This window comes from Fibrobacter sp. HC4, from assembly GCF_023373925.1.
Lineage (GTDB): Bacteria > Fibrobacterota > Fibrobacteria > Fibrobacterales > Fibrobacteraceae > Fibrobacter.
This window is the reverse complement of the sequence record NZ_JALCZV010000002.1, coordinates 203745-216503: the sequence shown is the minus strand read 5'-3', so window position 1 is coordinate 216503 and position 12759 is coordinate 203745. Positions and strand designations below refer to the sequence as shown.

Annotated in this window: 12 protein-coding genes; 1 reads left to right on the top strand and 11 read right to left on the bottom strand. The window is 48.0% G+C overall.

Annotation, left to right across the window (positions count from 1 at the left end; genetic code table 11):
• Positions 1-3: 3 nt before the first annotated feature.
• The 11 genes from MMG03_RS02180 to MMG03_RS02130 all read right to left on the bottom strand — a co-directional run bounded on the left by MMG03_RS02180 (position 4) and on the right by MMG03_RS02130 (position 11524).
• Positions 4-1233 carry a beta-ketoacyl synthase N-terminal-like domain-containing protein gene (locus MMG03_RS02180; protein ID WP_249505529.1) on the bottom strand — a complete coding sequence of 410 codons (1230 nt, stop codon included), beginning with the start codon at positions 1231-1233 and terminating at the stop codon, positions 4-6.
• Positions 1233-1841, bottom strand: coding sequence for a DUF3261 domain-containing protein (locus tag MMG03_RS02175; RefSeq protein ID WP_073159339.1), 609 nt, complete (start codon positions 1839-1841; stop codon positions 1233-1235). The genes MMG03_RS02180 and MMG03_RS02175 overlap by 1 nt, the downstream gene beginning before the upstream one ends.
• Positions 1842-1867: 26 nt before the next feature.
• Entirely contained in the window at positions 1868-4189 is a 2322-nt protein-coding gene (locus MMG03_RS02170; protein WP_249505528.1) for an MMPL family transporter, read from the bottom strand.
• A 12-nt stretch (positions 4190-4201) separates the two neighbouring features.
• Complete coding sequence (locus MMG03_RS02165) at positions 4202-4894, bottom strand: outer membrane lipoprotein carrier protein LolA (RefSeq protein WP_249505527.1); 693 nt, start codon at positions 4892-4894, stop codon at positions 4202-4204.
• The gene (locus tag MMG03_RS02160; RefSeq protein WP_073159343.1) at positions 4894-5319 is read right to left on the bottom strand and encodes a thioesterase family protein; all 426 of its coding nucleotides are present in this window, start codon (positions 5317-5319) and stop codon (positions 4894-4896) included. Before MMG03_RS02160 ends, MMG03_RS02165 begins: the two co-directional genes overlap by 1 nt.
• A gap of 15 nt (positions 5320-5334) precedes the next feature.
• Entirely contained in the window at positions 5335-6861 is a 1527-nt protein-coding gene (hutH, locus tag MMG03_RS02155) for a histidine ammonia-lyase (RefSeq protein ID WP_249505526.1), read from the bottom strand.
• A 39-nt stretch (positions 6862-6900) separates the two neighbouring features.
• Entirely contained in the window at positions 6901-7590 is a 690-nt protein-coding gene (locus MMG03_RS02150; protein ID WP_249505525.1) for a lipid A biosynthesis acyltransferase, read from the bottom strand.
• Between the two features lie 295 nt (positions 7591-7885).
• Positions 7886-8641 carry a glycosyltransferase family 2 protein gene (locus tag MMG03_RS02145; protein ID WP_073159347.1) on the bottom strand — a complete coding sequence of 252 codons (756 nt, stop codon included), beginning with the start codon at positions 8639-8641 and terminating at the stop codon, positions 7886-7888.
• Complete coding sequence (locus tag MMG03_RS02140; RefSeq protein ID WP_073159349.1) at positions 8634-10973, bottom strand: AMP-binding protein; 2340 nt, start codon at positions 10971-10973, stop codon at positions 8634-8636. Before MMG03_RS02140 ends, MMG03_RS02145 begins: the two co-directional genes overlap by 8 nt.
• Positions 10973-11230 carry an acyl carrier protein gene (locus tag MMG03_RS02135; RefSeq protein WP_101479294.1) on the bottom strand — a complete coding sequence of 86 codons (258 nt, stop codon included), beginning with the start codon at positions 11228-11230 and terminating at the stop codon, positions 10973-10975. The genes MMG03_RS02140 and MMG03_RS02135 overlap by 1 nt, the downstream gene beginning before the upstream one ends.
• 18 nt (positions 11231-11248) lie before the next feature.
• Positions 11249-11524, bottom strand: a complete 276-nt coding sequence (locus MMG03_RS02130) for a phosphopantetheine-binding protein (protein ID WP_073159353.1) — start codon at positions 11522-11524, stop codon at positions 11249-11251.
• Between the two features lie 127 nt (positions 11525-11651).
• Here MMG03_RS02130 and MMG03_RS02125 point away from each other — a divergent pair, with 127 nt between their 5' ends.
• Complete coding sequence (locus MMG03_RS02125) at positions 11652-12743, top strand: methyltransferase (RefSeq protein ID WP_073159355.1); 1092 nt, start codon at positions 11652-11654, stop codon at positions 12741-12743.
• Positions 12744-12759: the final 16 nt, after the last annotated feature.

Sequence of the window (12759 nt, the reverse complement as noted above, 5' to 3'; positions counted from 1 at the left end):
ATCTTAGCCGTTTTCTACAATAAGCGAAACGTTACATCCGCCAAAGGCAAAGGAGTTGCTCATACAATACTTCAACCCGTTGGCAATTTCGCCAGGAGCCACGAGATGAACCGCAGGGAATGCCGGATCCACCACCCCATCATTCAGATGAGCAGGCAACACTCCCCCATTTTTTAGAGACATGCAACAGAACGCAATCTCTAGAGCACCGGCAGCCCCCAGAGAATGACCGGTCAAGGCCTTTGTGGAACTTACCGGGACAGACGCCCCATTTTCTTCGGAGCCGAACACCTTGGCAATGGCCTTGCTTTCCATGGAATCGTTCAACCTGGTTCCAGTACCATGCAGATTCACATAGCCAATCTGATCCGCTGAAATTCCGGCATCTTCAAGAGCGGCATGCATCGCCTGAACAGCACCCATTCCATCGGCCCGGGGTGCCGTAATATGGTCGGCATCGGCACTTTCACCACAACCAATCACCTTCAAGGTCGGCTCTGCACACAGTTCCGGGCAAGGCTCCCTGGTCACCACAAAGAAGGCTGCCGCATCGCCCAGGGTCAGACCTGAACGATTTGCACTAAAAGGATTGGTAGGCTGATCGCTCATCGCTTCTAACGATGCAAACCCGAGAATGACCGGTAACGAGGAAATATCCACCCCACCCACAATCGCCACGTCACAATGACCGGCATAGAGACTATTTCGGGCAGAAATGAAAGCGCTGGCACTAGATGCACAAGCTGTGGAATGAACAAGAATCGTGCCCTTGATTCCATAACGTTCCGCAATAAACCTTGCGGGGAAATCAGCACGCTGCATATCCAGGACATAACCTTCTGGATACTTGCCCGTTTCTTTAAAACAACGCAATGCCGAAAGGGATGCCTCAGATCCATTGTCGCAGGAACCGATAAAAATACCTACGCGGTCTGCACCAAACTTTTCAACGGCTTTCCTGATTGTATCATCCAGTCCGTCGCCATTTATACCAGACAAAGCCGCCTGAGCCAAACGGTTCACGCGATTATCGAACCACTTGTCAGCTACAGGAGGCAAGGTATTCGGATCGATCGATGCAGCCGGCCGCATAACGCCTGCCACATCGTACATGGTAAATTCACCGCGTTCCGCATTATTCAATTTTTCAAGAACTTCATGGTGATTGGCCATGTTACCACCGCCAAGAATGCAGTGGAAGGCAAAGTCATTAATGTATAAAGGACGCTTCATCAGTTTTCGCTAAGGGTAATATGGTAACGGTATTTTCGCAGCTCGTTCACAAGTTCAATTTCGGAACCAGACTTTTTGACAAGAAGGATTGTATTCCCGTCTTCAAGAAGGGTCCGTTCAAAGTCAGCCCCCTCCACCTTCTCACGGAATTCAAAACCAGCCTTTTCAAAATTATTCTTGAGAGCGTCAAAAGGATAAAAACAAACCTGGAAATCCGCCAGCACGTATTCAGCCTTCATCTTTTCGCCATCGATGAAGGAACTGGACAGGGATACAGAATCCTTGGTATAGGTCAATTCTGCAATGGTCGTACCAAAACCGCCAAACAGGTGAATCGAAAGAATGGAATCATTGGCACGAACCCAGGTGTCACCCGAAAAAGAGCTGGTATCGCCATCGGGTTTTGCAAAATGTCCCTCTAGACGCTGAGCCATGTCTATGGAACCAGACATGGCCTGTGTAGGCAGCAATTGTACGGAACGTCCATCGGAATAAAACACCGGGGCTGTTGAATCCGGTTTTACTACAGCCTTATGGCATGCCCCAAAAAACAGGCAACATAGACATGCTGCGGCAATAAAAAAAGCTCTCGGGGTAAGGAATTCCATCGAGAGCAAAGCTAGAAAATTTAAATTCACTCCCCGCTAAAGGGAGACAAAATAAAGCAACAAATAATGCCTAGAAGGGTCGCTAGGCCAAAGGTGGCGACCGGCACAAAACTACTAAAGGCTAGACTGCCAAAAGAAATCAGCGTGGTACAAGCCGAAAGCATAACCGCCAACGTGGTCACCAGATTCCTACGCCCCCCCTCCTTGAAGAATAGGGCATAATCGATACCGATACCAAGGGTAAGAATCACCCCTACAATGGCAAAGAAATTGAAATCGATTCCTGCATACCCAAAAACAGCAGCCAAAAAGAGGCACGCCAGAACAGGTGCGCGAATTATGCGGACTGCCTGACGAATTCTGTATACAAGAACAAGAACCAGGAATACAATTACATAGGCAACAGCTACCAGCAACAGAGACGCATGGGATAGTTTTGTCAGGGTTGCGTTAATATTCGCCATCTTGTTCACGGCATAAACTTTAGGTAGGTCTTGAGTCAGTGCAGCTGCATCAAATTTTAAAGATACGTGCAAAGGTAAAACCGCACTGTAGAATTTCCCGTTCACCTCGCCAATCCACAACATATTCAGAAGGCTCTTGGTAGAAGAGGGGAAACGACTTTCGGGAGTTAAGTAAGCGGGTTCCGTAGCAAGGCTCGCCTTAAAGGCTGAATCGCTGACGATTCCCAGTTCGGACACAAATGACTGCACTGATGGAGCAAGCTGTTGAACAGCAGTCCAAGTTTCCTTCTGCGTTTTTACCGAAGGCAAGAAGCTGCTTGTGGCCAGAAAACCGGATAACAGGGAATCCGTTTGGGCGGACGCCAATTGCAGAGCAAGCGATTCCTCTCGCTGGAGAACCTCTTCAGGAGAATCGCCTTCTACAATGAAATAGTTGGCTGAAATTCCAAGGTTGTTAAGACGGGCGTTTAAAATTTCTGCGGCCTTCAGTTCATCGTTCATGCTATAGAGAGCTCGCATATCCGTATGAACATTCAGCAGGTAAAGTCCCGGAAGCAACGCCACAACAAATACGCCACCTAAAATTTGACGAAGATTGCGACCCGCAGGAAAACGTTCGTATACCTTCAGCACCTTTTGTGGAACGAGGGCTGGCAAACCTCCCTGGCGGCGAGGCTGCGAAATAACCGGGAACAACAAGGTAATTGTCGCAAAGGAACTTGCCAGGCCGATAAGCGAAAACACAGCCATCTGGCGCAACAAAGGGAATTCAGCAAATGTGAGGGCAATGTAGCTGAGTTCCGTGGTCATAAATCCCAACAGCAGTCCCTTGAAGATATGCCTGCGAACGTCCTTCACCCCATTCTTCCAGCTGGTAAAGAAATGAATGGCATAATCAATGCTCACGCCAATGACGCTGGTGCCGAAAACAAAAGTGAAAATATGAATCGATCCGAAAATAGCCCAGGTTCCAGCCAAAGCCGTAGCGGCGGCCACGGTAATAGACAAAACAGTAGCCACAAGGGGGAACACGGTTTTAAAGGCTAGCAGAAGAAGCAAAATGATCAAGGCCATGGAAATTCCAGAAATCCAGGCGATTTCGGACTGGGCGTTGCCAGAACTTTCATAACTATGGAAAGGTACGCCAGACTTGGCTACCTTCAGCCCAGGGTAAACCTGCTGCAGGGAATCCAAGGCTTTGTCCAATCGAGAGAGAACATGTCCCTTTGAAGCCATGGACGGTGTTTTTTCTGATAGGACGGCACTCCACATGACGTAATTAACGGGACTTTCCAATAAACCGTTTGCGGAATCCGTTGCGGTAAGCACCCCTTCCTTCAAGGTAAACTTGCCGCCCATCAATGGCGAATTCAGGGTGAAATATTCAAAGCTCTGTTCCCCAAGTAAAAGCGGATCCTGTTCAAGACGATTCAAGTCGGCCAGGGAGAATGCACCATAAACTTTCTGAAGAGCTTCGTTCTTCAAGGTTTCTACATCCCCGGACTTCAACATTTCACGTACAGGAGATCCCTGCAACACATAGCGATTTTCAAATAGAAAATCTCTGTTTTCCTGCATGGCATTTTCATCTACATGCAGACGGATTTCATCAAAAGATTCATCTTTTTCAAAGGACGCGAACAGCGCTTCAGCGGAAGCCTTGGCAATAGAAAAATTCTCGTGCCCCACCAGTACCGAAATATTCCGTATACTGCGAGCGCTCAAGACTTTTTCGGCTGCACTTACATGATGCAATTCATCGGAATCCGGCAACACCGAATAAAGATCGGACTCCACATTCCAGGGAACAGAAATACCGATAATCAAAAGAAGGGCGTGAAGTACAACCCAAATTGAGACACCGATTTTCTTATTCAAACCCATAGAATCACCAAGTTACGGATTATCTCTAAGAGTTTTATAGATCCTAACCGGAACGTTTTCTTCTGCAGAAATTAGCGAATCCATCTGGGATTCACTCATCTGCTTCTGGTCAGAAAGTTCATACACAACAGGGTTGCCTTCCCCGTCGGAAATGCTCATCTTGTCAAGACTTGAGGAGCCTTCAAGAACAATGCTCTCGATAACCTTACGAACAGCTGGTTCGCGAGGCACGAGGCCAATCACCACGTTCTTTCCGGCTTTCTCAAAATACACCGAGAAATTTTTCTCTAGCTCCTGACAGTTGCCAGAAAAGACCGCTTGTATCGTCCTAGAAAATTCGGCAAAGACCGGATTTTCCTGGGAAGAAATTTTCTTGATAGGTCCCTTTCCCGCCTGCTGGAAAATTCCGCTCTGAGTCACCATCATCAAGGAGGCAAAAGGTTTCAGGGTGTTCCACGAAATTCCATACTTGCTGGAAATCATGAAGTTCCCCGTAGAAACGAAATCGCGGTTCAGCTTCTTGATGGACTTCGTCTGTTTGAAATTTCCATAGACAATTCCATGGGAAGTCATCTGTTCAAGGGCCGCAGTTAATTGCTTGCGGGATCCGTCATTTACAGGATGATCAAAGACCGCGCCCAAAGCAAAAGTCGCGGAAACCATCAAATAAAAAACGGAATAGGCAAACTTGTCCAGGAATTTCATCAGTCTTCCTTATCCAATGCAGTTCTCACCCGATCAACGAAGCAGGCCGGGCAAGTCCAGAGGGATTCCTTCGTATTCATATCCACGGCCATCTGGGTACTTTCAGCCTTTGTCAGCACGGCACCCGTTTCGGCATCCATAAACTTGTAAGCCAGCTTCATACAGACTTCGTATTCAGTCAAGGTTACTTCGCAACGAATTCTCTGCATAAATACCATAGGGCGAATGTACTTCACATGCAGATCCACCACAGGCCAAAGGTAACCGCTGCGGGTCATATCCCTGTAATCATAACCGATTTTACGAAGCAAGGCACAACGGGCCACTTCCATGAACTTCACATAGTTCCCATGCCAAGCCACCTGCATAGAATCCACATCGTAAAATTCAACATTAAATTCGACGGTTTCTTTAATTTTCTTCATTTTAACCTGTCTAGTTTAAACTGCGTAGAATTTCTGACGGATCAGTTCCAAGGTGTTGCGGAGATCACCTTCCAGCTGGCGATCACATTCCAGGGGAGCAAACTTTGAGAAGACCTGATCGTAGGTGTTCTGAAGATTGATCATGCGGTCTGCGGAAATTTCGCCACGTTCAAACCGAATGCGCACGGCCTGGGCAGAGGCCAACAGTACAGCAGCAGCCACCTGTTCAGAAAGTTCCAGAATGCGGATACAGTCACGGGACGCAATTGTACCCATGCTAACCTTATCCTGATTATGACATTCGGTAGATCGGCTAAAGACGCTCATGGGCATTGTCAGGTGCAGCGCTTCTGCGGTCCAGGAAGAGACGCCAATCTGAACAGCCTTGAAACCGTGATTAATATCGTAATCACCCTTAGAGCCAGCCAAGTTCGGCGGCAAGTTGCGATTGAACTTGATGTCTACAATCATGGCCATCTGACGATCCAGAAGATCAGCCACATTGGCCACAATATTCTTCAAGGTATCCATAGCCAGACAGATATGTCCACCATAGAAATGACCGCCATGGAAAATATTGTGGGTTACCGGATCCACAATGGGATTGTCGTTAGCGCTGTTCAATTCCACTTCAATCAACTGACGCAGCAAATTTTCGGAATCGTAGAAAAGTCCGATAATATGGGGAGCACAGCGAAGAGAATAAGGGTCCTGAATTTTTTCGGGAACCACATTGTTGGCCTCGGCCAGATTCAAGCCATGGCGAATTTTCTTGGCGGCCTTCATCAGCCCCGGATGAGGTTTAACTTCGAAGAGGCGCTTGTAGAAATGGTAGGCATTGCCCTTCATGGCAACAGTAATCAAGGCAGTAATTCGACAAGCCAGGTCAGACAGATACTGGGCACGAGAGAATGCCATGCAGGCCACGGCGTTCATGGCGGCGGTACCATTCATAATGGCGATTGCTTCCTTGGGACGGAACTTGTGAGGGGTAATACCCAGTTCATTCATCACGTCTAGAGATTCACGAACTTCGCCCTTGTACAGCACCTTACGTTCACCGATTATAGCACCGGCCAAATAAGACAGCGGAGTCAAATCGCCGCTGGCGCCCACGGAACCTTCCTGAGGAATCAGAGGAAGAATGTCGTTCTGCAGGAAGGTCATCATGATCTTGAGGAGAGCATAGCTGACACCGGAATAACCCTGTGCCAAGGTATTCATACGCACCACCATGATGGCGCGGGTGGTTTCAGGATCAAAATAGTTTCCCATACCACAACCATGAAAACGAGTCAGGTTAATGGGAAGCTGGTAGTAATGTTCCGGAGGCAGGACCTGAGTACAGGAATCACCGTAACCAGTCGTTACGCCATAGATGCCACCATGTTCAGCCAGAGCCTTATCCAGGAATTCTGCGCCGGCATCAATCATTCTCTGGAAGGCTTCGGAACTATCCAGTTCAACATTGACCTGCTTTTTAGCAATGGCCACCACATCTTCGACGGTCAGTTTTCTGCTACCAACAACTACAGTTTCCATAATCATTCCTCAATCATCAAAAATTTTTCTGTCTGCGGATCAATCTTCCCAGAAGTTGTAAAAGTTATACCACTGGTATGGATGTTTCAAACAGAGTTTTTCCAAAATCGATGTGTATTCCCGCAGCAACAACTTCAGACGTTCAGGGCGTTCCTTACGGGAACATTCCAATGAAGTCTTGGCTCGAATCACATGCATCTCATAAGTGGATTTAATATCGAAATCCTTCTTGCGGATTGCGAACATAAAATAAATCGGGGCGTTCAGAATTCCAGCCAGAGAGAAGGAGCCTTCCGGGAAGTTCGCCTTTTCGCCAAGAAATTCCGTTTCCAGTTTGCGGTCGCGGGAATTGGCAGAGGTTCGGTCCCCGGCAATCACCACCAGATTACCGGCAGCAATCTGATCCTTCATCCAGACGGCGGTATCGACGCCGATATTATTGGCATCAACCACATGATCCATAAGATCGGGATTTAACTCTCGAAGAAGTGCGTTAAACTTTGAGGTACCCGAGAAATCAACGACAGGGAAAACTTCAAAATCCTTCTGGGTATGATATTCATCGTAACCCGTAAGCGAACGGAGCATTTCCATATTGCCTAGATGAGAGCAAAGGAGGAATGCCCCTTCCCCACGATTCAGCTGATCCACCAAGGCATTCAAATCATCGTCTTGTGTTTCGATGTTGTTCAGTTTGATGGCCCCTTTCCAGCCAAGTAGCTTTTCCATCATGGAAAGGGCGAAGGACAAAATGTGTTTATAGGGCCCAAGAAAATCAGGACGTCTTTTTTGAACGCGAGCCAAATGTTCTAGATAAATCCGTGAGCGGGCTCGTACCGGCTTGGCCCCAATCCAAAAGAAAAAACAAATTATCGCCGTGCAGACTTCTACGAGGAACAAAGGCAAATGGCACACAATCCAAAGCATAAAGCGGAAGTGCCAGAGGCTACCTCCAACTTCTTTCACTTCGGACCAATGCTCCGATCTTACCTTTTCGTTTTCCATAAAATGCCTTTGAAAAAATCTACTTCTTCTTAAAAAGTCTGCGAGCAAGAATCATGGGACTGCGAAGGAACATGCCGCAGCACAGCTTAGTGTGCGTTGCAGATATGGCGACATTGTCGTGAAAAACACGGAAGTTGGAAACACCGTCTTCGGGATAGCTAACCTTGATGGGATAGAAGCGCATCTTAAGGCCCTTCCAGGAAAGTTTCACTAGAATCTCAATATCGAAGCCCATTCGGTAATTGCGAATTTTCTTTGCTACGGGCCAGACACTAGCCAGCGGATAAACTCTGAAACCGCACATGGAATCAGGAATTTCCCTGGACATGGTTTCAATGGACACCCAGAAGTTGGTAATCTTGCGCCCCTGCTCGCGAGCCTTGGGAACGGTTTCGTCATACTGGGGGAAGCCGCCAATCAGATCGTCAGGATGCTTTTGCGCGGCCTTCACAAAGAAGGGAATCTTGCCCATGTCATGCTGACCATCCGCATCCACCTGCAACGCGTGGGTAAAGCCTGCCTTTACAGCAGCTTCAAGGCCAGAACAGACAGCCTTGCCCTTGCCACCATTTACGGCGTGGGTCACAAGAATGGTATTGGGAACTTCACTAGCAATCTGTTCCAGAATCTGATGCCCTTCGGGCGCATTACCATCGTCCACAAGAACAACCGGTATGCCATAAGAAGCCAGCACATCCACCACATGACGGGACGCCGCCTCATGACGGTATACAGGAACGACCGCACAAATCTTAATATCAGTCAAACTAGCCATTCAAGCCACCTACATTCATAGTGAAGGAGCCATTTGACAAGGTCTTTTCGCCCAATTCATCGGTATAGTTAAAGGAAACCTTTCCTGCTTCCTCATCATAGGAAATTTTCACATTCACCGGCGTATCCGGGAAAATGGGATTTGCAAATTTCGTTCGATGAATCTTTGAAAGTTCCTTGGGAACATCCAGGAAATTACGGGCCAACTTAAGAACCATGTCAACCTGCACCACGGCGGGAAGCAACTTGAACTCCGGGAAATGTCCGTCGTAATAATCACTTGTCGCAGGGAAAATCAGCTTGGCGGTCAGCACGCCAGTCTCCCGACGGAATTTCAAAATTCTGAAATTGGGACTTTCAGCTAAACCAAAGAGCGCCTGCACATCACGCATGCGGATCTTGCCTTCGGTATTCTGAGGCAATTCTTCTAGATAGCGCCACTTCTTGGGAGACACCGTATTTTCGATGAACTTGACCAGGTAATCGTGGAAGAAATTATTCATCTGAAGTTTGGTGGAGCCCGCAAACTTTTCACGGCCTTCGGCATTCAGCACAATGGCTGCAGCCAAGTACTGACGCTTGCCCACCATGGGAACCACACGCACATCCTGCACCAGCCCCGTCTGCTTCAAGCGGTTTTCGACTTCGGGCAGGGAGATTCGCTTTTCTTCAATCTTTACGATAGAATCGGAACGTCCCTTCAAGAGGAATCGACCGTCATCGTAAATATCTACCAGATCGCCTGTGGTAAAACCATCCGGTTCCAGGATGTAGCTGGACTTGATGTTCAGACAATCATTTTCGCCCAGACTCATCTTGCAGACTTCAAAGGGTGTCCACACAGGGCCATTCTTAGACTGTCGATAGGCAATGCCACCTGTTTCTGTACTGCCATAGATTTCCATGGTCCAGTAGCCAGTCAGTTCGCAAGCCCTTTCGGCAACTTCCTTAGGCAAGGGACCACCGGAAGAATAAATGATGGGAGCGCACTTAAAATCGAAAGGCTTGTCGCTATCGGCGGCCAGGCGTTTCAAGTATGCAGGGCTTGATGCAATGACAGCCTTTTCATTTACGAGGCCGGCAAGTTCCTGAGGGAAGTCGATTCGGCGTCTACGGAAAGGCAGTCCTGTGGCGATAGGCAAAAGTACCGAGAACAGCAAACCATAAATATGATGATGGTTGACTGTACTATAGACCTTGTGGTCTACCCAGTCATTACCAAAGACCTTCACCAGTTCAAACAGTTCGTTCTCAAATTGCAGGAACAGCTTGAATACGGCCTTAGGTTCGCCAGTGGTGCCTGAAGTGTACATGACCATTTCGGCCTTGGACTTATCAAACTTTCCAAATTTCAGGTTTGCGGTATCGGAAGTTTCGCCCTTCAGGATATCCTGAATCAGGGAAGCCCCATCGGCCGCCGTACCAAACGGTTCGTCGGTAATAAACCCATATTCAGGCTTCTTGATTTCCTTGATGAAGGCATCCTGGCGATTGGCAGTCACGAGAGCCTTACGGCCACTCTGCAACATGGCAAGCAGGGCCACCACAAAGAAATAGGAGTCTTCGCAATGCAAAATCCAGGGGCAATTATCCCGGGATTCCAAGAAGGAACGAACCTTGGAAACGTCACTTGTAAAGTCAGACCATGTCTTTACGCTTTCACCATCAAAACTGACAACAGCCCCTTCGGGGCGGGAATTCAATTCCAAGTCGCAAACAGGAACATAGGATTGCAATTTACTCTGCATAATCTTTCGGATCAAAAATTCAACGGCAAAAAATACACCGATTAAAATGTAGGAAAAAAGCCCGTTGTACAAGGACCACAAACGGTCAGAACCAACGAACACGGTGGTTGCAGACACACAGGCGTTCGCCACAAAGAAGATGCACCAGGCAAAAGTCACCCTGTCGCAGTACCGTTCCACATAATTCCTGCTTGGCGAAGTCTTGATAGTCTTATCGCCCAGGTTGGCCATGCGGAATACGAAACTAGGCTTTTTCCATAGGGTAAAGCCAAAAAAGGCGAGCAAGCTCAAGTTCACCAACACGGGGTAGAACTTCAGGAACAAAATGTTGTCTGCAAAAAAGGAGACTACCCCACAGACTAGGATCAGCACAACGAGAACCGCTGCCTTTATGGAATTCGCGCGGCCGAGTTCCCCTGCCCCACGGTTGCGGGTAAAATTGAGGAACTGATAAAAGGCAAGCGCCAAGAGCAAAATGCTCAAGCGCCTAGGAGAAAGTCCCCAGAACTCCATCCCGCAAAAGACGAGCACTGGGTACAGGACAGAAATTGCGGTAAAGAAAACCTTTCCCGCGATAGACTTCATTACTTAGATTCCGAATTCTGAATCAGGTTGTAGATGGCGTCCACAACATCCTGAAGGGTACGCACGGTCTTGAACACTTCGGGATCGATATTGCGAGGAAGGAAGGACTTCAACTTCACAATCAGGTCCACAGCATCGATGCTATCCAGTTCCAGGTCTTCGTAAAGACGAGCCTCGGGCGTAAGCTTGGCCTCATCCATTTCGAATTCTTCGATGAGGGCGGTCTTGATCTTATCAAAAATTTCCTGTTTTTCCATTTGTGTACCTTTAAGCCCTTATGCGTCAGTGTGCTTGGAAATGTATGCGGCAAGAGCATCCACAGAGGCGAAATGCTTCTTGGTTTCTTCGTTAGCCACAGTGAAGGTCACGCCAAAATTTTCCTTGATGGCAATACCCAATTCCAGAGCGTCGATGGAATCAAGACCGAGACCTTCACCCTTTTCGTTTTTACCAAAAATGGGAGCCGCATCAACAATGTCGGCCGGAGTGATATCTTCCAGTTCCAGTGATTCGATCAGCACTTCCTTAATGCGGGTGTTCAGATCAGACATGAGACCTCCAAATGTTTATATACATGACAACCGAGTCAAGAGTTACAAAAATACGATCAGGCAATATAGAAAAAATTATATTTGAAACTGCTTTACACCCCTCTAAAAAGGTTTCGGAGAGTGGAACATGTTTGACTTTTATATTAACGACAATATTGACGCTGTAAACGCCAAGTTCGAAGCTCAGAAGATTGCATTTGCCCCCCTTAGTTTCCAGGCCGCCCGCGCCCTGCGCAACCTGGGAATCCTGGATGAAATTAGCAACGCCCGCAAAAAGGGAATCAAGATTTCCGAACTATCCCAGAAGTTGAACATTTCTCTCTATGGAATCGGCGTACTGGTAGAAATGGGACTTGGCATGGGAGCTATCAAGGTCCACAAGGATTCTGATGACGATGACCTGCGCCTTACCCTAGGCAAGATCGGCTTTTTCCTCATGAAAGATGAAATGACCCAGGTAAACATGGACTTTTCCCAGGACATCTGCTACCGCGGTGCCGAAAATCTGGAAGAATCCATCCTGAAAGGCAAGCCCGCAGGACTCCCCCACCTGGGACCGTGGAAAACTGTTTACGAAGGTCTTTCCCAGCTGACCGAACAAGAAAAGAAGAGCTGGTTCGGCTTTGACCATTTCTACTCTGATTTGGCCTTCCCCGAAGCCCTGCCCATCGTTTTCGAGAAGCCCGTTGGACGTCTCTTTGACATCGGAGGCAATACTGCCAAGTGGGCCATTTCCTGCTGCAAATACAACGCAGACGTAAAAGTTTCCATTATCGATCTTCCGGGCCAGACCGCCGTTGCCGAAAAGAATGCTGCCGCAGCGGGTTTTGCCGAACGCATCAATACGCTCCCCTGCAATGTGCTGGACGAAACCACCGCTTTCCCCACCGGAGCCAATGCGGTATGGATGAGCCAATTCCTGGACTGTTTCTCTCTGGAAGAAATCACCAAGATTTTGACAAAGATCCGTAAGGCTGCAGCCCCCGATACAGACGTCTACGTTCTGGAACCCCTTTGGGACAAGCAGCGATTCGAAGCAGCAGCATATTCCCTTCAGGCGACATCACTGTACTTCACCTGCATCGCCAACGGCAACAGCAAAATGTACCGTTACGAAGAACTGAAAAAGGCAATCGAAGTAGCAGGTTTCGAGCTGAAGGAAGCTCACCACAATGTGGGCCCCAATGCTTATTCCCTTCTTCGTTTCCGTATCAAGTAAGACGCTCTTTTTGTAA

Coding starts and splice junctions, on each gene's coding strand:
- MMG03_RS02180 (WP_249505529.1), bottom strand. CDS start 1,233: ATGAAGCGTCCTTTATACATTAATGACTTTGCCTTCCACTGCATTCTT.
- MMG03_RS02150 (WP_249505525.1), bottom strand. CDS start 7,590: ATGGAAAAGCTACTTGGCTGGAAAGGGGCCATCAAACTGAACAACATC.
- MMG03_RS02135 (WP_101479294.1), bottom strand. CDS start 11,230: ATGGAAAAACAGGAAATTTTTGATAAGATCAAGACCGCCCTCATCGAA.
- MMG03_RS02175 (WP_073159339.1), bottom strand. CDS start 1,841: ATGGAATTCCTTACCCCGAGAGCTTTTTTTATTGCCGCAGCATGTCTA.
- MMG03_RS02125 (WP_073159355.1), top strand. CDS start 11,652: ATGTTTGACTTTTATATTAACGACAATATTGACGCTGTAAACGCCAAG.
- MMG03_RS02130 (WP_073159353.1), bottom strand. CDS start 11,524: ATGTCTGATCTGAACACCCGCATTAAGGAAGTGCTGATCGAATCACTG.
- MMG03_RS02170 (WP_249505528.1), bottom strand. CDS start 4,189: ATGGGTTTGAATAAGAAAATCGGTGTCTCAATTTGGGTTGTACTTCAC.
- MMG03_RS02165 (WP_249505527.1), bottom strand. CDS start 4,894: ATGAAATTCCTGGACAAGTTTGCCTATTCCGTTTTTTATTTGATGGTT.
- MMG03_RS02160 (WP_073159343.1), bottom strand. CDS start 5,319: ATGAAGAAAATTAAAGAAACCGTCGAATTTAATGTTGAATTTTACGAT.
- MMG03_RS02145 (WP_073159347.1), bottom strand. CDS start 8,641: ATGGCTAGTTTGACTGATATTAAGATTTGTGCGGTCGTTCCTGTATAC.
- MMG03_RS02140 (WP_073159349.1), bottom strand. CDS start 10,973: ATGAAGTCTATCGCGGGAAAGGTTTTCTTTACCGCAATTTCTGTCCTG.
- hutH (WP_249505526.1), bottom strand. CDS start 6,861: ATGGAAACTGTAGTTGTTGGTAGCAGAAAACTGACCGTCGAAGATGTG.